19 protein-coding genes and 1 tRNA gene are annotated in these 18331 nt (G+C 55.8%); 10 read left to right on the top strand and 10 right to left on the bottom strand.

Annotation, left to right across the window (positions count from 1 at the left end; all coding sequences use genetic code 11):
- Window positions 1-193: 193 nt before the first annotated feature.
- Window positions 194-1255, top strand: a complete 1062-nt coding sequence (nadA, locus tag QQF73_RS08310) for a quinolinate synthase NadA (RefSeq protein ID WP_285367843.1) — start codon at window positions 194-196, stop codon at window positions 1253-1255.
- Between the two features lie 12 nt (window positions 1256-1267).
- On the opposite strand, the gene QQF73_RS08315 is transcribed toward nadA, so the two are convergent.
- Window positions 1268-2779 (bottom strand): M48 family metalloprotease, encoded by a 1512-nt coding sequence (locus QQF73_RS08315; protein WP_285367844.1) that lies wholly within the window; start codon window positions 2777-2779, stop codon window positions 1268-1270.
- 132 nt (window positions 2780-2911) lie between these two features.
- Between QQF73_RS08315 and QQF73_RS08320 the strand changes: the two genes are divergently transcribed.
- Window positions 2912-3139, top strand: coding sequence for a sulfurtransferase TusA family protein (locus QQF73_RS08320; RefSeq protein WP_219865916.1), 228 nt, complete (start codon window positions 2912-2914; stop codon window positions 3137-3139).
- Window positions 3140-3155: 16 nt separating this feature from the next.
- Complete coding sequence (locus QQF73_RS08325; protein ID WP_219865915.1) at window positions 3156-4235, top strand: AI-2E family transporter; 1080 nt, start codon at window positions 3156-3158, stop codon at window positions 4233-4235.
- Window positions 4236-4242: 7 nt separating this feature from the next.
- On the opposite strand, the gene QQF73_RS08330 is transcribed toward QQF73_RS08325, so the two are convergent.
- Complete coding sequence (locus QQF73_RS08330) at window positions 4243-4710, bottom strand: peroxiredoxin (RefSeq protein ID WP_285367845.1); 468 nt, start codon at window positions 4708-4710, stop codon at window positions 4243-4245.
- 74 nt (window positions 4711-4784) lie between these two features.
- On the opposite strand from QQF73_RS08330, the gene dapA reads away from it, so the two are divergent.
- The 6 genes from dapA to QQF73_RS08360 all read left to right on the top strand — a co-directional run bounded on the left by dapA (window position 4785) and on the right by QQF73_RS08360 (window position 10094).
- Window positions 4785-5663 carry a 4-hydroxy-tetrahydrodipicolinate synthase gene (dapA, locus tag QQF73_RS08335; RefSeq protein ID WP_219865913.1) on the top strand — a complete coding sequence of 293 codons (879 nt, stop codon included), beginning with the start codon at window positions 4785-4787 and terminating at the stop codon, window positions 5661-5663.
- Between the two features lie 35 nt (window positions 5664-5698).
- Entirely contained in the window at window positions 5699-6796 is a 1098-nt protein-coding gene (gene bamC / locus QQF73_RS08340; RefSeq protein ID WP_285367846.1) for an NlpB/DapX family lipoprotein, read from the top strand.
- 45 nt (window positions 6797-6841) lie between these two features.
- A complete protein-coding gene (gene purC / locus QQF73_RS08345; RefSeq protein ID WP_219865911.1) occupies window positions 6842-7555 on the top strand; it encodes a phosphoribosylaminoimidazolesuccinocarboxamide synthase in 714 nt (237 codons plus the stop codon).
- Window positions 7556-7586: 31 nt separating this feature from the next.
- Window positions 7587-8324, top strand: coding sequence for a TIGR04219 family outer membrane beta-barrel protein (locus QQF73_RS08350; protein ID WP_219865910.1), 738 nt, complete (start codon window positions 7587-7589; stop codon window positions 8322-8324).
- Between the two features lie 12 nt (window positions 8325-8336).
- Window positions 8337-9344 (top strand): NAD-dependent epimerase, encoded by a 1008-nt coding sequence (locus QQF73_RS08355; RefSeq protein WP_219865909.1) that lies wholly within the window; start codon window positions 8337-8339, stop codon window positions 9342-9344.
- A gap of 117 nt (window positions 9345-9461) precedes the next feature.
- The gene (locus QQF73_RS08360; RefSeq protein ID WP_219865908.1) at window positions 9462-10094 is read left to right on the top strand and encodes a GNAT family N-acetyltransferase; all 633 of its coding nucleotides are present in this window, start codon (window positions 9462-9464) and stop codon (window positions 10092-10094) included.
- Window positions 10095-10128: 34 nt separating this feature from the next.
- Here the strand turns inward: QQF73_RS08360 and QQF73_RS08365 are convergent, their stop codons facing one another.
- The 8 genes from QQF73_RS08365 to QQF73_RS08400 all read right to left on the bottom strand — a co-directional run bounded on the left by QQF73_RS08365 (window position 10129) and on the right by QQF73_RS08400 (window position 17172).
- Entirely contained in the window at window positions 10129-10950 is an 822-nt protein-coding gene (locus tag QQF73_RS08365; RefSeq protein WP_285367847.1) for an RluA family pseudouridine synthase, read from the bottom strand.
- Window positions 10951-11059: 109 nt separating this feature from the next.
- Entirely contained in the window at window positions 11060-11866 is an 807-nt protein-coding gene (locus QQF73_RS08370; protein WP_219865906.1) for a cupin-like domain-containing protein, read from the bottom strand.
- 301 nt (window positions 11867-12167) lie between these two features.
- Window positions 12168-12244 (bottom strand) — tRNA-Val (locus QQF73_RS08375).
- Window positions 12245-12299: 55 nt separating this feature from the next.
- Window positions 12300-13250: a DMT family transporter gene (locus tag QQF73_RS08380; RefSeq protein WP_285367849.1), complete on the bottom strand. Its 951-nt coding sequence runs from the start codon at window positions 13248-13250 to the stop codon at window positions 12300-12302.
- A 156-nt stretch (window positions 13251-13406) separates the two neighbouring features.
- Window positions 13407-14495: a hypothetical protein gene (locus QQF73_RS08385; protein WP_219865904.1), complete on the bottom strand. Its 1089-nt coding sequence runs from the start codon at window positions 14493-14495 to the stop codon at window positions 13407-13409.
- Window positions 14496-14619: 124 nt separating this feature from the next.
- Entirely contained in the window at window positions 14620-15693 is a 1074-nt protein-coding gene (locus QQF73_RS08390; protein ID WP_285367850.1) for a hypothetical protein, read from the bottom strand.
- Between the two features lie 140 nt (window positions 15694-15833).
- A complete protein-coding gene (locus QQF73_RS08395) occupies window positions 15834-16451 on the bottom strand; it encodes a YceI family protein (RefSeq protein ID WP_219865902.1) in 618 nt (205 codons plus the stop codon).
- Complete coding sequence (locus tag QQF73_RS08400) at window positions 16438-17172, bottom strand: CDP-alcohol phosphatidyltransferase family protein (RefSeq protein WP_219865901.1); 735 nt, start codon at window positions 17170-17172, stop codon at window positions 16438-16440. The genes QQF73_RS08395 and QQF73_RS08400 overlap by 14 nt, the downstream gene beginning before the upstream one ends.
- Before the next feature lie 144 nt (window positions 17173-17316).
- On the opposite strand from QQF73_RS08400, the gene QQF73_RS08405 reads away from it, so the two are divergent.
- A complete protein-coding gene (locus tag QQF73_RS08405; RefSeq protein WP_285367851.1) occupies window positions 17317-18318 on the top strand; it encodes a zinc-dependent alcohol dehydrogenase in 1002 nt (333 codons plus the stop codon).
- The last annotated feature ends 13 nt before the right edge of the window (window positions 18319-18331 follow it).

The following is an 18331-nucleotide window of genomic DNA, read 5'->3' on the forward strand; positions in this document are numbered from 1 at the left end:
ATTGCAGGACCCTTCACGGGTTTTTGCGAAAAAGAGCCTACGGGCTCTTTTTTTTTGCCTAAAAGTTCTTACCTAGTCAGGAGAGGGTACTGAAATTCCGCCCGGGGTTCTGTTGCAGCCATGCGCCAGAATCACGAAAGACGGGTTTGAAGTGATATACTCCTCCCAGACCACGCAACACAGAGATGCAGTAATGACACGAGCTGAAGATCGTATTCTTGTCCAGGAACACCTCGCCCACGCCGCGGAACCAAAACCGCTGAGCGCTGACGAGAAGGCTGATCTGGAAGGCCGCATCAAGGCAGCCCTGAAAGCCAAGGATGCGGTCTTAGTGGCTCATTATTACACCGATCCCGATCTCCAGCGCCTGGCGGAGGAAACCGGTGGCTGTGTTGCGGATTCGCTGGAAATGGCGCGCTTCGGAAACCAGCACCCGGCCTCGACCGTGGTCGTGGCAGGCGTGCGCTTTATGGGCGAGACGGCCAAGATTCTCAACCCCGAGAAGAAGGTGCTGATGCCAACCCTGGAAGCGACCTGTTCTCTTGATGTTGGCTGCCCCGCGGATGAATTCGCGGATTTCTGCGATCAGCACCCGGACCGCACCGTTGTGGTTTATGCGAATACGTCGGCGGCCGTGAAGGCGAGGGCCGATTGGGTGGTGACCTCCAGCTGTGCCCAGGCCATTGTTGAGGATCTGGATGCGCGCGGTGAAAAGATCCTGTGGGCGCCCGATAAGCACCTGGGGCATTATGTCCAGAAGACCACAGGCGCTGACATGCTGTTGTGGGACGGATCCTGTATTGTCCATGAGGAATTCAAATACCGCGGCCTTGAAGACCTGAAAGCGCTCTATCCGGAGGCGGCAGTGCTGGTTCACCCGGAGTCACCGAACGCTGTCGTGGAAATGGCGGATGTGGTGGGGTCAACGTCCCAGTTGATTCACGCGGTCCAGAGCCTGCCGAACGACAAGTTTATCGTGGCAACCGATAACGGCATCTTCTACAAAATGCAGCAGCTTGCGCCTAACAAGACGCTGCTTGAGGCGCCCACGGCCGGTAATGGTGCAACCTGCCGAAGCTGCGCCCATTGCCCCTGGATGGCCATGAATGGTCTGCAGAACCTGCTCCATGTGCTGGAGCACAGTGATCAGGAAGTTGAGGTGGATGATGCCTTGCGTGAGCGCGCGCTCAAGCCTTTGCGGCGGATGCTGGATTTTACGGCCAACATGAACCTGAAGGCCGCAGGCAACGCCTGATCTTCCCGTTTGTCAGCTATTGCGCCGGGCGTTCAGGCGGCTGGTGATTTCAGCCAGTCTTTCGGTCACAACCTGGCGTTGGGGGGATCCTGCCGGAAGCTTTTCCTGGGCTTGTCGCAACTGACGTTGGGCTGATTCGAGATCTCCCAACAGTGCATCGTATTCGGCCCGTGCACGATGCACACCGACGATGTTACGTGCCATGCCTTCAGCCTCGGCCAGCCGGAGCCAGAGATGTTCCTGGGCGGGAAGCTGGCGGGTCAACTGCTTGAGGTATTCTGCGGCGGCGGCGCCATTGCCGTCCGCTATTTCCGCTTCCGCGAGTTTGAAGGTGATGGGGTAGTTTCCGGGGTTCCTGGCCAGAGCCTTCCGAAGGATGTCTCGAGCCTCCTGAATCTGCTTCTGATCGATCAGTACGTCTGCCAAGGTCACCTGAAACGTTATTCGGCCGGGGTTCCGGTCCAGAAGATCCGTTATTACGGCCAGGGCCTTTTCGGGTTGGTTGTTTTTCTGGTAGGCAACCGCAAGGCCGTAGCGGATGGCGTCGTGCCTCTGCGCCTTGTCACTGTCGAGATATGCCTCGAATGTTTCCACGGCTACGTCCGCCGAGGCGGCATAGCGCACCTGCAGTCGGTTGCGCATGAGGTGGTATTCCTGGCCGTCCCGGATGTTTTTGTCCGGGTACTGTTCGGCCCGGTTTCGGGTGTCTGCTACCCGGCTTTGGGTAAGTGGGTGCGTGGAGAGGTATTCAGGGACCTGGTTTCCCTGCAGCCGGTTCTGGCGCATCATGATCTCGAACATCTCGGGCATGCCCCGCGGGTCCATGCCCGCAGTTGCCAGGATGTCCAGGCCAATCCGGTCTGCCTCCTGTTCATGGGCCCTGCTGTAGGCAAGCATATTCTGGACTGCCAGAGCCTGGGTGCCTGCGATGGCTGCGATACCAAGGTCTGATTGGGTGACGGCCGACAGAATTATACCGGCGATCATGCCGGCCATGGTCAGAGGGGTGCTGGTTTGCTGTTGCTCAAGGCGGCGGGCAAAGTGCCGCTGGCTCAGGTGTGCAAGCTCGTGGGCAAGTACCGACGAGAACTGCTGTTCAGTTGTCGCGTTGAGGAACAGTCCACCGTTAACGCCGACAATGCCGCCCGGAACCGCAAAAGCGTTGATGTCAGGGCTGTCGATCAGTGCCAGGGTCAGGTTTCGGTCCTGGAGGGGAGCGGAAGGCACCAATCGGTAGATGATCGCGGTCAGATAATCGTAGACTAGCGGGTCCGTGATCCTCGGTGCCGATCGACGGATTGAAACCATGACCTGCTGGCCTATTTCCGATTCCTGTTGACCCGAAATGAGGCCGCCACCATTGCCACCGATATTTGGCAAATTGGATTCCTGGGCCTGAAGCGGCGTAAAGGCAACCCCGAGGCAAGCGGCCAGAGCGCCAGCTCTGGCCGTGCGGGAAAGTCGGGCAAAAGGGTATTGGAAAAAAGTCATGTAACGCAGGGTGCCTTTCATTCTAAGTGCCATTGTGACAACAGCTTACGATAAAAAGTTCTGATATTTCGATTAAAATCTATTGTGATGCAATACATTATCACTGTCGGCATAATGCGTGCTTGTTAATTAGCCTTACTGTTTCGTGAAGGTGCTTCTTTACTTATGGTAGACCGTACTCTGGATGCTTCCGGGCTTCGCTGCCCGATGCCTCTGCTTAAAACCAAGCTGGAACTCAATGGAATGGACGCGGGTGAGGAGCTTGAAGTCATTGCTACCGACTCCGGCTCGGCCCGGGATATTCCCGCTTTTATTGAGCTTTCAAGTCACCAACTGATGAGCTCATCTGAAACCGATGGTCAATATCGGTTTGTGATAAAGTGCGGCGGCTAACTTTTCGGAGTCATTGATGATCAGGATATTACGCGGTCTTGCGCACAAGTATTTTTCAGATGAAGAGGCGGTCATTCTGTTCCTAATCCTGGTGATAGGAACCGTCCTGGTCATCTGGTTTGGCGCCATGCTCGCGCCGGTTATCGCCTCTCTGATAATCGCTTTTATCCTTCAGGGGCTCGTTACCAAGCTCGTAAAGCTGGGCGTGCCGGAAATGGTCGCCATCATCGGTGTGTTCCTGCTGTTTCTCGGCGTTCTGGTGGGAGTAATTTTCGGTCTCCTGCCACTGATCTGGACCCAGGTAAGTAACCTCGCGGGCGAGACGCCGAGGATCATTCGTGAGATGCAGTCCTATCTCGAGCTGCTTCCCGAGGAGTACCCTCAACTGATTTCTGCGGATGCCGTAAATGCCCTGTATCAGCAGGTTTCGACCGAAGTGGGGCACATGACGCAATGGCTGGTGTCTTTTTCATTATCCAGCATTCCCGATCTGGTGGCATTGCTGATCTACGTGGTGCTGGTGCCCATCCTGGTATTTTTCTTCCTGAAAGACCGCGAAGTGCTACTTGGTTCTATCGGCCGGCTGCTCCCGTCCCAGCGCCCGATGATGTTGAAAATCTGGCATGAAGTGAATCTGCAGTGCGCCAACTACGTGCGCGGCAAGTCGGTCGAGATTCTTATCGTGGGCGGCGCGACCTATGTGGCATTCAAGCTTCTGGGTATGCCGTACGCTGCACTCCTGTCACTCCTGGTCGGCCTGAGCGTAGTCATTCCTTACATTGGCGCCGCTGTCGTGACGATACCCGTTGCGATGATCGGCCTGTTTGCCTTTGGCTGGGGCAGTCACTTTATCTGGGTGATGGTGATCTACGGCATTATTCAGGCTCTGGATGGCAATGTCCTGGTGCCGGTGCTGTTTTCTGAAGTGAACAACCTGCATCCGGTGGCCATTATTGTTGCGGTCTTGTTCTTCGGCGGTATCTGGGGGTTGTGGGGGGTGTTCTTTGCTATCCCGCTGGCGACGCTTCTCAAGGCGGTGTTTGCGGCCTGGCCGGTGAAGGAACGCGCCACGCCACCGGCCACTGAGCAATCCTGATCTCTGGTCAGAGAGCCCTGACGGCTTCGAGGACCTCGTGAGCGTGTCCTTTGACCCTGACGCCGCGCCAGGCTTTTCGAAGTATGCCCTTAGCGTCAATTAGAAAGGTGCTGCGGTCGATGCCCAGATACTCTTTACCGTACAGTTTCTTGGGTTTGATGACGTCAAACAGGTTGCACAGCGTCTCGTCCTTGTCTGAAATAAGGTGGAACGGGAATTCGTGCTTCGCCCGGAAATTCTCGTGAGCTTTCAGGCCATCTCTGGAGACGCCGAAGATCTCGGTATCGAGTTCAGTGAACTCTTTCATCAGGTCCCGGAAATCCTGACCCTCGGTCGTGCAGCCGGGTGTGTTGTCTTTGGGGTAGAAATAAATGACGACGTTTTTGCCCCGGAGATCGGCCAGACGTATGGTTTGATCGCCAGTGGCTGACGCCTCGAAGTCGGGCACACGTTGGTCCAGTTCAACAGATGGCATGACAACTCCTTTAATTCCCTTGTGTCAGTTCGTGCCCAACATTACCATATCGGTTTTATTCGGACGGAGCTTTTATGATTACGGGTAGCCTTGTCGCACTGGTCACGCCCATGGATCCAAACGGTGAAATTCACTGGAAGGAGCTGGATCGGCTGGTGGACTTTCATATCGAAAACGGCACCCATGGCATCGTTGCCGTGGGCACCACGGGTGAATCCGCAACCCTGGATCCGGAAGAACATTGCCAGGTGATTGGCCATATCATAAAACGCGTGGATGGTCGCATCCCCGTCATCGCGGGCACAGGTGGAAACAGTACCCGTGAGGCCATCGAGCTGACCACCGAGGCCCATAAACTGGGTGCCAACGCTTGTCTGCTGGTAGTTCCATACTACAACAAGCCAACCCAGGAAGGTTTGTACCGCCATTTCAAAACGATTGCCGAAGCCGTCCCCGGCATGAATCAGATGCTCTACAATGTTCCGGGCCGGACAGCCTGTGACATGTTGAACGAGACGGTTCTTCGTCTGGCGGATATTCCGAATATCGTTGCCATCAAGGATGCGACCGGCAACATTCCCCGTGGCGCCGAACTGATTGAGGCCTTGGAAGGTCGCTTGGCCGTGTATTCCGGCGACGATGCGACCGCAGCCGAACTGATGTTGGCAGGAGCCAAGGGCAATGTTTCGGTGACGGCGAATGTCGCGCCTAAAGCCATGGCTCAGTTGTGCGAGGCGGCCATCGCGGGCAATCGGGAAGAGACCGAACGCCTGAATGAGCTTTTGATGCCCCTGAACCGGAAACTGTTTCTGGAGGCCAACCCGATACCCGTAAAATGGGCTCTGCACCGTATGGGGATGATCAGTGAAGGCATACGTCTACCGCTGACTCCGTTGAGTGACAAGTTCCACGCGGAAGTGGAAGATGCGCTGAAAGCCTCAGGTGTGCTCTGAGTTTACTGAAACTGTGTCTGACCCGGAGTAACCCGATGCCGGTTCTTCAAGGAACCCGTAGTACCCCGTTGTTTTGTTTTCTGGCCCTCGCATCCGGACTGCTGTTGGTGACAACGCTGTCCGGTTGCAGTCTGATAGAAGATCGTTCCGAACGTTACGTTTCTGCAGAAGAGGGGAAGCCGCTCGAGCTTCCGGCCAGCGCGGAGAAGTCCCGCTTCAGTCAGGTAATGCCAATTCGGGATGTTGCTGTCGCCGACGCTGGCAAAATGTATTCGTCCGATATTCCCAGTCCGCCGGACATGACGTCCGAGATTCTTGAAGAAAACTACGTCATTGAAGAGCTCGATGGCCGTGTCTGGTTGCTGGTGAATGACGTCCCCGGACGTATCTGGCCGGCCGCGAACGCTTACATGGCTGACCGTGGGCTTGGTGTCGATTACGAAAGCCCCCAGCTAGGGCTTCTCCAGAGTGAACTGCTCAATTTCAGCATGCGTGCCCGTCAGTTGGCCGAACTGCCGGATCAGGCCGGCGTCGACGAGCCCAGGGTTGTTCTCCAGATGCGTATGGCGCCGGGAGTTCGCCGTAAGACTACCGAGATTCAGATCCGGAAGCTGACCGTCGATGGCCAACCCGAGGAGTTGGTCCCCTGGTCCGGCGTCAGCAACCCCTATCCTGATGCATTGGAACTGCAGAAACGTTTGCTTACCGACCTGGGGGATTTCCTCAAGGCCAGGGAAGAGAACAAGTCCTTCTCTCGGGCGGCCTCTGGCATGGTCAGTGACCCCCTCGTCAACCTTGTTTCAGAAGATGATCAGGCCGTCGCTATCCGAATGAGCCTTGACTACGGTCGCTCCTGGGCTGAGGTCAGACGGGCCTTGAACGAAGCCAATATCGCTGTAGTCGATCTCAACCGCAGTGAAGGCTGGTTCTATGTGGATTTCCGCACCGAGGATGAGCGTGACTCTGGTTGGTTCGACTGGTTCAGCGACGAGGAAAAGCCGGAACATACCCACACGGTCACCCTGACAGAGCGTGAAAGCGACATTGTCATTACGACCGAGCGTCTGGCCAGCTATGACGGTGAGCACACTGGGCCCGACCTTCTGGCACAGCTGTTTGACTATCTATACTGATTGAGTGGCTGGTTGGCTGACCCGATCCCACTTCGGAGACCTTTAATGGAAAAGCGTGAAGAGCTATATGCCGGTAAGGCAAAGTCCGTTTTCAAGACAGACGATCCCGATCGTTTCGTGCTCGTCTTCCGTGACGACACCTCAGCCTTCGATGGCGAGAAAAAGGAACAACTGAATCGCAAGGGCATGGTGAACAACAAGTTCAATGCGTTCATCATGGAAAAGCTGGAAGCCGCAGGCGTTCCGACCCATTTCGAAGGCTTGTTGTCCTCCACTGAGTCGGTCGTGAAGAAGCTGGACATGATTCCGGTTGAATGTGTGGTGCGCAACATTTCTGCAGGGAGCCTCTGCCGCCGGCTGGGCGTAGAAGAGGGGCAGGAGCTGACGCCGTCCACATACGAGCTGTTTCTCAAGAACGACGCCCTGCATGATCCGATGGTGAACGAATCGCTTGCCGTAAGTTTTGGCTGGGCATCGGCTGAAGAGCTCGACCGTATGAAGGAACTCACCTACAAGGTGAATGACGTGTTGAAGGCTCTGTTCGACGAGGCTGGAATGCTGCTTGTCGATTACAAGTTGGAATTCGGTCGAAGCAACGGCGACATCGTGCTGGGCGACGAGTTCAGCCCGGATGGTTGTCGCATCTGGGACAAGGAGACGCGGAAGAAAATGGACAAGGACCGTTTTCGCCAGGGATTGGGTGACGTGATTGAAACCTACGAGGAAGTTGGGCGGCGTCTGGGTATCCAGTTCGACTGATCCTGACACACAACAAAAGAAAGGGTGTTTTATGCGTAAATTGGTGGTTGCCGCCTGCAGTTCTCTAATTTTGTCAGCACCGGTGGCTCAGGCCGATGTTGTAGGGCTTGGCGCGAACGTCAGTTACTGGGATTCCGACCTTTCCGGTCAGGCCACCGATAATGGCGATGTCGTTGATGTCGAGAATGATCTCAATCTGGACAGCGACTCCAACGCCAATGCCTCACTTTATTTTGAACATCCGGTTCCCGTTTTGCCGAACGTTCGCTTGAACTACACTTTGATTGAGCAAACGGGCCGTGGTCAGTTGGGTGCTGATTTTGGCGGTATTTTTGTGGGTAGCGGCGTGGACGTCCGATCAGACCTCGATTTGGAGCAGTTGGACCTCACCCTCTATTACGAAGTGCTTGATAACTGGGTCAATCTCGACCTGGGTTTGACCGCCCGAAGTCTGGATGGCGAACTGAACGTTAAGGAGATCGGTGGAACTCAGGCCAGCAAGACTCAAGTAGATGCGGTGCTGCCTATGGGCTATGTGGCCGCCCGCTTTGACCTGCCGCTAACGGGTGTGTCGGTGGGTGCCGAAGGCAACTTCGTCAGCTACAGCGGCGACTCACTGCATGACTTCAGCGCATACGGGCAGTTTGAGATTGCGGTTCTTCAATTGAGAGCGGGTTACCGTCAGATGTCTATCGATTATGAGGACGATGACGAAAGCCTCGACGTTGAACTCGACGGACCGTTCGTCAGCGCGGGCGTTGTGTTCTAGGGAGAAGGAACTTTGAAGATTCTCGTTACGGGAACTGCCGGTTTTATCGGCTCACATCTGGCGCATCGCCTGCTCGACCGTGGCGATCAGGTCATCGGTGTTGACAACGTCAACGATTACTACGATGTCAGCCTGAAAGAGGCCCGGCTTGAACGACTGACTTGTAAGCCCGGCTTCACCGAGGTGCGTCAGGACGTTGCGGATCGGGGCGCCATGGAGGCACTTTTCGCTGAGCAGAAGCCTGAGCGGGTGGTCCACCTTGCGGCCCAGGCGGGTGTCCGGTACTCCCTCGAGAATCCCCATGCCTATGTTGACGCCAACCTTGTAGGATTCATGAATATCCTCGAAGGTTGTCGTCACAACAGTGTAAAGCATCTGGTCTACGCATCGAGCAGCTCTGTCTACGGTGCCAACGAAACCATGCCGTTCTCCGTGCATGACAACGTGGACCACCCCCTTAGCCTCTACGCAGCCTCCAAGAAGGCCAATGAATTGATGGCCCACACTTACAGCCATCTCTACAACCTGCCGACCACCGGCCTGAGGTTCTTTACTGTCTATGGTCCCTGGGGCCGTCCGGACATGGCGCTGTTCATTTTCACCAGAAAGATTCTCGCCGGTGAACCGATTGACGTTTTCAACCATGGTCATCACAGACGCGATTTCACCTACATCGATGACATCGTGGAAGGGGTGATCCGTACCCTGGATCATGTGGCAGAACCCAATCCTGAATGGACCGGCGAAAATCCCGATCCGGGCACAGGGAAGGGGCCCTACCGGATTTACAATATCGGTAGCAACAACCCCGTGGAATTGTCGCGTTTCATCGAGATCATTGAGGAGCGGGTAGGGAAAAAAGCCGAGAAAAACCTGCTGCCGCTGCAGCCGGGCGACGTTCCTGCCACCTACGCCAATGTCGACGACCTGATCGCAGACGTTGGATACAAACCCGGTACTCCGGTGGAAGAGGGGATCGCGAACTTCGTTGACTGGTATCGGGATTTCTATGGAATCTAGCCAGTTTGCCCAGGCTGGTTCGAGGAAATCCGCAACCGAGATTTGAAGTGATTCATAATCCGGCTAATATTTGAAGAGTTGCGTCCAGAATGTTAGACCTCAGGGGATGATCGGTCATTGAAGACTCTACGGCGTTGGTTGCGCCCCATAAAACGGTGGTTCAACCGCACACTTCGAATTGATGCGGGTATCTTCCTGTCCAAGCCCATCGAGCAAGACAAACTCCCCCGTATAGACGGCTCCCATGAAGTGTCCGACATGACGGACGTGACAGACCTCCGATCCGATCTACCTTTCTCCAAGGAAGAATTTAAAAGGCGAGTGAGAGAAGGCCACAGATTCTTCGAATTTTTTGTTGATAGTGAGCCAGTATCGTACAACTGGGTCGCCTGTACCGGCGCAAATATTGGCGTCTTGCATGATCTGAGGTTAAAGGTTCCTGAGAACGTGTTGTACCTCTGGGATGGTGCTACTGTCCCGGAACACAGAGGCAAAGGGTTTCTTTCTGCAATGATCAACGGAATTTTGCAGGATCAGAGTCGAAATACGAGTATTGCCTGGACAGCCGTTGCCGTAAGTAATCACTCCTCGCGGCGTGCTCTTGCCAAGGCGGGTTTTCAGCCAATGTTTACCTATGTCAGTGTTCAACTCTTCGGACGAACTCTGTTGAGTTTTGTGATTAAGGACGGAAGACTGGCAAAGGCGCAGCCTGTGTTCGATCGGTTAGCCCGCGAGCCCGTGTCTATCTGATTTATTCAAGCGACCAGCAAATTGCAGGCTTTTTCTATTCTGGACTAGCGAGACTGTTCAAGCGCTCAGGCAGACAGATCCGTATTCGCTCTCGGGCCAGAGGGCAGTCAAATTCCAGACGGTAAGCTAACAGCTGCAAAGGCACTGGGGCGGGCTTGCCATAGAGGCGATCGCCGACAATGGGGTGGCCCATGCCGGCAAGGTGTTTGCGAATCTGGTGCTTTCGACCGGTTTCAATGTTGACCGCCAGCAGGCTGGTCTCATCGGCTTCTTCAACCTGGATAGTGGTCATTCGACTGATAGCGCTTTTGCCATCAATCGGGGTGTCGACCACCCGATCCTGCACCACCAGCAGGCCACGGACTCTGGCTTGGTAGTCCTTGGTGATGGTTCTGCCGGCGAAACACTGAGACAAAGCGCCTGCGGCCTTGGGGTCGTGAGCAATTAGCATCAGACCAGCCGCGTCGGCATCGAGCCGATGTATCAGAAAGCAGTCTCGTCGCAGTTGGATTTCGGCAGTGCGTAGCAGGCTGCAGTGGTCGCCCCACTGGGACCCTTGCGCCAGCATCCCGTGGGGTTTGAACCAGACAGAATACCGGCCACGATCTTCCAGACATTCCGCCTTTCCCGGTTTACGACCAAGAACCGCGTCATCATAGAACAGCTGCAGCCGTGTCCCGGCCCGGATTTCGCGCTTGGCTTTGCGTAGTCGTACCTGTTTGCCTTTGTGCGTCCACCAGCAGGCGCCCTTGTTCATGGCATCCTTGATTCGCTGTTTAGGAAGACCTGAGGCCTCGCTGAGCGCATCAACTGCAACTTCTGTGTGTTCGACGGTGAGGTCTATGGACGTTCGCATGAGATGCTTAAAAAAAGTGGCCGAATCGGGAGGTGAGGATAAGTAATTGGCCGGGGCCTGGCAATAGAACTTGCACGCCCCGACCACGACTTGCGGCATTGGGAGAGGGCTAGTGGGCCAGTGGCTTGAAGCTCTTGTGGCGCGGCTCGTTTCCCCCCAATGCGTGAAGCAGGTTTTCGTAGAACGCGACAACGGCGCACTTCATGGCAACCGGAACAAAGGTGAAGTCCGGGAGTCTGGCGTCAAAAAGAATGGATCGTCGGAGCACGTCCACCCGCGGCGCGACGAAAGACAGGCTGATGGTAAGGGAGAGTTCACGGGTTCTCGTCTCCGTGCAGTGCGGGCTGGTTGATGGCATGTAGAGACCCATTCCAGGCTCAAGATCCAGTATCAAAGCCTTTTGGTCAAACGAAGGGCGGTATTTCAGGGACGGCGGATTGCACTCTCCACCAAAGAACTCCTGCAGACTCTGTTTCGGGACCAGCTCAGGGTCATTGGGGCTGAACGCGAGAAAGTGCTTGCTGCCTCGAAGCTGCAGCAGCAGGTTACTGCCGTAATCCAGATGGTAGGGAGTAGTCGCCTGGCCCCGGCTAATGAATAGTGAACCGGTGCAGAGGGTCACTTTGCCATAGGGCGCCGGTAAAGATTCCCTCAAAGCGGATGCCATTTCCCGAAACACATGGCGCAATATCGGTGTGTCTTCAATTTCGTGCAGTGCAATCCAGACATCTCCGTCGGGATCCTCTAACAGTTTTAACAGCTCTGATCTCGGAATGTTGTTGGTATAGACGCGTTCATGGCGTTTCTGCGCCGGCGGCTTGGCTTTGATGCTTTCGAGAGGAATGGTTTCGAGGATTTTGGCAATGCCGGAATCCGTACAGCAAGGATCAAGGTGGCAGTCATGCGTGACCGGCATAGGCTCTTTTCCGATGTCACAGAACACAGTTGAGTCAGGGGTATTAAAAGTAATCATTTCAGTCACCTGCTACGCAACGTTGGAAGATTGCAGAACAGATTGTTGAGGCGGCGTTGGCCATAAACTGACCCACAGCGGGAAAAGTGCCGATGCCTCATTGACAAGAATAAGTGAGCGCCGGATTTTGGCTATGCGGGTTTAAGAATCGTTTGAAATGCTACAGACGTTTTCAGCATTCACGCGTCTAAACCGACTGGTGTTCTGAAAAGTCTTCGGAGGGGGTTGCAGATCTTCGTGAGATTGGTAGGACCACCCAGATTCGAACTGGGGACCTCTACCATGTCAAGGTAGCGCTCTAACCAACTGAGCTATGGTCCTATGTCCTGCAACGGGGACGCAATATACTTATTCTCCGGTTTTCGGTCAACCATTTTTATGCGGTTTTCCGATTCCTCAGCCAGGTCTTTATGGCTTTGCCCAGGGCACCCCAGCGATTGACCACCAATGCAGTGAAAATCAGGGCGCACCCGCCGAGTTGGACGGGACTCATGCTCTCTCCAAACCAGCCTGCTGCAAACAGCGCTACCCAGATAGGTTCCAGTACCAGGATGACCACGCCATGGCTGTGGGCTGACAAGCTCTGGGCATAGGTCTGTAACAGAAAACGCCCCGCGGTTCCGATGAGCGCGCTCGCCAGTACCCACCAAATCAGCAGGGGCGATGGATCAACAAGGGTTTGCTGCCAGGGTTCCAGAATCAGCGACTCTACAAGTGTTACCACGCCCACGGTTAACAGTGCCAATGCGGTCAGGGGTAAAGCCGGTACCCTGTGCTTTTCGATCGTTTCTCCCCGACGGTTGATGACGATCCGTTGATTGGCAGTTCGGGTGTTCAGGGTGAAGTACAGCGCAAAGATGAAGGCGGCGCAGACAAAGAAAATTTGGCCGGGTTCCGGTTGAAAGCCGTTCTTCAAAGAGAGCAATGCAAGGCCGGAAACGGCAATGGGAATGGCAAGCCAGGTACTCGCAGGTTGTTTCTCCTTGAAGGCCAAGCGGGCAATGATGGGCACGATCACCACGCCCAGGCTGGTCAGGAATGCGCCTTCGCCCATGCTTCTTGTGTGGAAAAGGCCCATAATCCAGAAACTCATGGCCACTCCGAACACCAGGCCAACCCCCACACTGCGTCGAACCTGATCGGCACTCAGCCTTGAGAGGGGACGCCAGGCTGCGAGGGCAAGGGCGCTGCCGGCAATGAGGAACCGCGCTGCCATAAACATCAGAGGAGGCATCAGCAGAACCGCTTCCTTGGAAAACATCCAGCTGATGGCCGCCACAAGAGTCACCGCGACCAGAAGTGCATCTGATTTTTGAGCGTCGGACATTGGATACCCGTTTGAGTGTCGACCAGCGACGGAAAGACAGAAAGCGGGACAATGTATAGCTTGCGAATAAAAAAGAAAAGGCGGGCCGGGCCGGGCGGATTTGGCGGGCCCCTCCGTGAACCCGCTTTTTCCTAATTAAATCAAAGAATTTTCAGATCAGTTGTTGAGCGTGGTGTAGACCAATGTCGACATGTCGGTCTGATCGGAGCCTGGCACCTCAATATAGGTATCGCCGGCTCCCCACCATTGCCACCAAGCCCGTTGATTGTAGGTTCGGCTGGCAAAGTCCACCCGAAGTCCGTTCAGGGTTGTGTTGTTCACAACCGGCACCGACGTGTACCCAGTTTCCGATCCGAGCACGCCGCTGTGCGTTACGCCTTCGTTCATCAGGACCGGGAAGTGATTGAACCAGAGGCCATCCGGCCCGTTCTGGCTGGTTACCTTGCCGGCCAGGCTGATTCTGTTCGAGCAGGAGTCGATCCCTTCGGCCGTTGTTGAGCCACACGCGGAATGCGTCGGGACCACGCCATCGTCGGTCCCGGCGATAAAGGGTTTTGTTACCCCGCCATAGGAGGCACCCCCGGCGACAAACCGAAGCCTGGGAATCGAATTCGGGCTGATCGCAAGGTTTCGGGCCGCGTTGGTCTGTAGGTCATTTACCACGCCCAGTTTGCCCGGTTCCGGTTCAATGCCGGTGAAGGCTTCTACGGCGGCCTTCAACGGCCAGTTATACCAACTGTCATTGTAGGCAATGCTGAGAGCGAGATCGGCCAGTTCCGTACCCCCTCCGGCGCCGGAATAGTCGATGGCAGCGAGGATTTTAAGGGGGGCGAGTCCTTCCGATTGCAGCCAGCGGGCCTGGTTCTCCAGCAAGTAACGCGTTACCAGGTCTCCCGTGGAGTGGGAGACAACGATGCAGTAATTGCTGCAAAGGCCCTGTTGGCTGATCTGGCGAATTTGCTGATAGGCCTGTTGAGCAATGCTGCCCTCGATCCGTCCGTCGCTTCCCCAGTCGACTCGTGCGTCGGATCGGGATAGCCAGAACGTACGCCAGTAGTCTTCACCGGCATCTTTTACGGCCTGAAAATTTTCTGGTGGATTGGCCAGGTCTTCCTGTTGGAAGCCATGAACCAGTATCACATTATGCCCGGCTAACTTGGCCTGGGCGGTTCCGGCAAAAAGGCTGCCGGTGATTGCGACCGCGAGCGCGGCCTTGCAGGCATTTCCGATCTTTGTCGTTGTCATGATTGCTCCGTCTTTGCTGAATTATTGTTGTAACAAGACGTTTACCCGTCGTCCCCGGATACTGAAGGTACGTCCGACGGTACACCCCGGCGTCTGCCGGTCAGGAGCCGGAAAGGCCCCCTTATCAGAACTTGTCGGCCAACTGCCGGAGCAGGGCGGCCCGTCGCTCTGATTCAGGATCAACCGACGGAGCATCTCGCAGGTTTTCGAGATCCGGCGGCGAGAATGAATAGCCCTCTTCCGGCCCGAACGCGTAATTGGTCCGTTCCCCTGGCCTGGCGGGCAACTGGCGAATCTGAAGGTTGCGCAGCTCCAGTTGACCCTGTACCTCTCGGTTCGCCAGCACCGTTCCATGGGCTTTGAGAAGGATAGTGTCCGCCCCCATGTCGAGGCGTTGTTCAGACTGCAGTTGGGCAATGGGGGTTTGTCCGGCGTACAGCTGGGCGGAAAGGGCGTAGAACCCCGGCGTTTCCGGAGAGAAATGGACGGGTATGACCAGGTTGTTGTCGTTCAGGTAAGTGTCTCCGAGGCCTTCGAAGTCTCCGAGGTAGGGTTCAATAGTCAGCGTGGAGACATGCCTTACTGGCTTACCGTCCACCTGGGCCTCGACTATGAGCCGATATTCCCCGGGGTCTTCATCCGATTCCAGGGAGCCTTCATAAAATCCCCGACTGTCTGAGGAGTCGAGGTTGGTAGAAGCAACGGCCTCCCGCACTTGCGTTGCCTCCAGTGTTGCCTGAAGCCTATCGCTTACAACCTGAGGTCCCGTCAGCGACGCAACCACAAGAATGGATTCGCCCTTCGTGAACCGGTATTTCTCCAGGGTGACCGTGAAGTGGCCGTCGTCGCCCAGGGGGAGGCTGACCGGATGATAGCGATTGCCCTGGTAACCTCTGGCCTGTGCCGGTGAGAGAGGAATGGACCAGGAGGGATAGCGCGTATTTTGTGTGTATTGGTCGGCAATGCTGGTCAGCATGAAACCGAGGGCGTTGTCACCCGGCTGCCGAGGCGCCGATTGCGTGGTCGCAAGGTGACGATCCTTTATGGCCTGACCTGCAGGAATGTCTTGTCGAACGCTGTCGGAAAATGGGATGTTCAGCCATTCAAACGTCGAAGTGTTGTCTGCGGACAGAAAATAGCCGGTACCAACCACGCAGGTGGTTACAAGCATTAACAATACGAGCGCCTTGCCGGGCATCCGTCGTTTCCTTGTTATTTTTGTCTTGTTTATGGCTGATAAACATACAGACGTTAAGGACAGTCCGGCAAAGCTTTGAGTTCAGAATGTAACAAAATGTGTTCGCGATGAGGGGTAGATCACAAAACGGGAGGCTGCGCTCAGAACCAGCCGGAGTCCCGATTCGCCTCGAACCCGAAACGCATTCGGACCTCATCGCCTACGAGGGCCGAGTCGAGGCCGTAAGTCATTCCCCAATCACTCCTTTTCAAGATCGTTTCGGCGCTGATGCCCAGCGTGAAGTCCTCGTGCCCAATGGGGTAGACGGCGGATTTGTTCAGGGTGACATCGAGAACGACGGGATTGGTTTGACCCAGCATGGTGAGGTCCCCAGTAACTTTTCCCGCGTTTTCACCCGTTGATTCGAACTCAGTCAGGGTGAAGACGATCTCTGGGTACTTCGCACTGTTCAGAAAGTCCTCCCCCCGCAGGTGATCGTCACGCTTTTTGTGATTTGTAAATACGCTGTCACTCTGGAAAACCAGTGTTCCTGAATTCAGATCGCCCGTTGCCTCGTCATAGACAAATTCTCCGTCTACTTCCCGAAACATGCCAATAACCGGCGCATAGCCAATATGCATGATTTCAAAGGCCATGGAGAAATGTTCCGAGTCCACCGTGAACTTGGCCGGCTCGGCCGAAACCACAGGCGCGACGGCCATGAGCGCGGGCAAGAAAGCGAAGCGTGAAATCCGTGAAATCGTGTCAGGCAGTTGCATGAGCGGTTCTCCTTTGAAAGAGCCAGTAAATATCGACGTAAAACGAACAGATCAGGAGTATCAGTGCCGTTGCCAGTGCCAGGCTGGCAAACACGGGCGAAATTGGCGGCAGGATAGCCACCATCAGGGAGACGATTTGCCAGACACAGATGGTCTTTCGCCGGAAGCTTTCAGGAAGTGGATGGTTGAGCCAGCGCCAGAAACAACCCGCAATCAGGAACCCATAGCGCATTAATCCGAGCGCGAGCACCCACAGTCCAGCCTTGTCCAATGCGACAACAGCAACACAGAGTCCCAGAAGAAATGTGGCGTCCAGTTCCATATCAAAGCGAGCACCGAATTCGGTCTGGGAGTTGGTCGCACGGGCTATGGCGCCATCCACACCATCGAGAATCAGTGCCACGAGGGCCAAGATTCCATACAACCAGACTCCTTGCCCCAATCGATCGGCGAACGGTGCGCTGGCGAAAAGAACAATCACCAATGTTGCCCGCAGGAGCGTCGCGCGGTTGGCAGGCCCAATATCTGAATCGGGCAACCAGTGGCGAAGTACACACCCGCTGAGAACGATGAAAAGAACTCCGGCGATCAACCAGAAGAAGGCGGGTAGCGACCAGAGCAAGGCAAGCGCAGAACTAAGACCGGCGGTCAGAACGAGTGCCCACGTCAGGTCCTGCAGTGCAGTGAGACCCGGCGAAGCCGAGTCGCCTTTCGAATCCATATCAAAACCCCAGCGTATAGCATTGAAGTCTGCGGGGACGGTGCCGCAGCGATTCAGGGACTATAGTGCGTCACGTCTGAGTGTGATTACGTGGGAAATCGCCGTTCGGACTCAAAGCCACCGCCCAGATGCAGGGAGAGTCTATTGGAACCCGAAACTGAAGTGACCTCGGAAACGACACTCGCCTGGTGGGCGACAGGTCCCGGACAGGGGACTTTATTGAGAACCGAAATCAACTCGGGCCTTCCCGGTAATTCGGACGAGTTGGTGACAGTGGAAACCGTGTATTCCGGTATTAGCCGTGGAACCGAGGCGCTGGTTCTCGGCGGCCAAGTGCCAGAGACAGAATTCGAACGGATGCGAGCGCCTTTTCAGGAAGGCCGGTTTCCGTTCCCGGTCAAGTATGGCTATGCGAATGTGGGGCGGGTGACAAGCGGTCCCCGACATCTCCAGGGTCGATTGGTGTTTTGCCTGTTTCCGCATCAGCAGCGTTATCAGGTTCCGGCCTCAGCCGTTACCGTCATCCCTGAATCCGTTCCTGCCGAACGTGCGGTGCTTGCCGCGAACATGGAAACTGCTGTAAACGGGCTCTGGGACGGCGCGCCCGGCGTTGGCGACCGGATAGCGGTGGTTGGTTCGGGGGTGGTCGGTCTCCTGGTAGCCTGGCTGGCCAGTAAGATTCCGGGGACGCGCGTGACCGCCGTAGACATAAATGAGGATCGTAGGGCGATCGCGGAAGCCCTTGGGCTCAGCTTCGAGTCATCATTCGCGCCGGATGACCACGATCTGGTCTACCACACCAGCGGCCATCCCTCCGGCCTGGAGACGGCGCTCGCACTGGCCGGTCCGGAGGCGGTGATTGTGGAAATGAGCTGGTATGGCAGCCAGCCGGTGCCGGCGACCCTGGGTGGCGCTTTCCACTCCCGTAGGCTGACTCTCAGGTCCAGTCAGGTTGGCCAACTTCCGCCGCTCCGCCGCTCCCGCTGGGACCACAGCAGGCGCATGCGGCTGGCCCTTGAATTGCTTGACGATGGCCGGCTGGATTGTCTGATCAGTGGCGAGAGCCGGTTCACCGACATGCCAGAAAAGATGGCCAGCGTGCTTGCCGATGCAAATCGTACGCTATGTCACCGGATCGTTTATTAACCTGCCTGTGTTG

This window comes from Marinobacter albus (assembly GCF_030238305.1).
Taxonomy (GTDB): Bacteria; Pseudomonadota; Gammaproteobacteria; order Pseudomonadales; family Oleiphilaceae; genus Marinobacter; species Marinobacter albus.

What these genes read in the sequence shown, in the direction of transcription:
- QQF73_RS08315 (WP_285367844.1), bottom strand. Translation starts at nt 2,779, where the DNA reads ATGGCACTTAGAATGAAAGGCACCCTGCGTTACATGACTTTTTTCCAA.
- nadA (WP_285367843.1), top strand. Translation starts at nt 194, where the DNA reads ATGACACGAGCTGAAGATCGTATTCTTGTCCAGGAACACCTCGCCCAC.
- QQF73_RS08320 (WP_219865916.1), top strand. Translation starts at nt 2,912, where the DNA reads ATGGTAGACCGTACTCTGGATGCTTCCGGGCTTCGCTGCCCGATGCCT.
- QQF73_RS08395 (WP_219865902.1), bottom strand. Translation starts at nt 16,451, where the DNA reads ATGCAACTGCCTGACACGATTTCACGGATTTCACGCTTCGCTTTCTTG.
- QQF73_RS08330 (WP_285367845.1), bottom strand. Translation starts at nt 4,710, where the DNA reads ATGCCATCTGTTGAACTGGACCAACGTGTGCCCGACTTCGAGGCGTCA.
- QQF73_RS08325 (WP_219865915.1), top strand. Translation starts at nt 3,156, where the DNA reads ATGATCAGGATATTACGCGGTCTTGCGCACAAGTATTTTTCAGATGAA.
- bamC (WP_285367846.1), top strand. Translation starts at nt 5,699, where the DNA reads ATGCCGGTTCTTCAAGGAACCCGTAGTACCCCGTTGTTTTGTTTTCTG.
- QQF73_RS08350 (WP_219865910.1), top strand. Translation starts at nt 7,587, where the DNA reads ATGCGTAAATTGGTGGTTGCCGCCTGCAGTTCTCTAATTTTGTCAGCA.
- QQF73_RS08370 (WP_219865906.1), bottom strand. Translation starts at nt 11,866, where the DNA reads ATGCCGGTCACGCATGACTGCCACCTTGATCCTTGCTGTACGGATTCC.
- QQF73_RS08380 (WP_285367849.1), bottom strand. Translation starts at nt 13,250, where the DNA reads ATGTCCGACGCTCAAAAATCAGATGCACTTCTGGTCGCGGTGACTCTT.
- QQF73_RS08390 (WP_285367850.1), bottom strand. Translation starts at nt 15,693, where the DNA reads ATGCCCGGCAAGGCGCTCGTATTGTTAATGCTTGTAACCACCTGCGTG.
- QQF73_RS08400 (WP_219865901.1), bottom strand. Translation starts at nt 17,172, where the DNA reads ATGGATTCGAAAGGCGACTCGGCTTCGCCGGGTCTCACTGCACTGCAG.
- purC (WP_219865911.1), top strand. Translation starts at nt 6,842, where the DNA reads ATGGAAAAGCGTGAAGAGCTATATGCCGGTAAGGCAAAGTCCGTTTTC.
- dapA (WP_219865913.1), top strand. Translation starts at nt 4,785, where the DNA reads ATGATTACGGGTAGCCTTGTCGCACTGGTCACGCCCATGGATCCAAAC.
- QQF73_RS08365 (WP_285367847.1), bottom strand. Translation starts at nt 10,950, where the DNA reads ATGCGAACGTCCATAGACCTCACCGTCGAACACACAGAAGTTGCAGTT.
- QQF73_RS08385 (WP_219865904.1), bottom strand. Translation starts at nt 14,495, where the DNA reads ATGACAACGACAAAGATCGGAAATGCCTGCAAGGCCGCGCTCGCGGTC.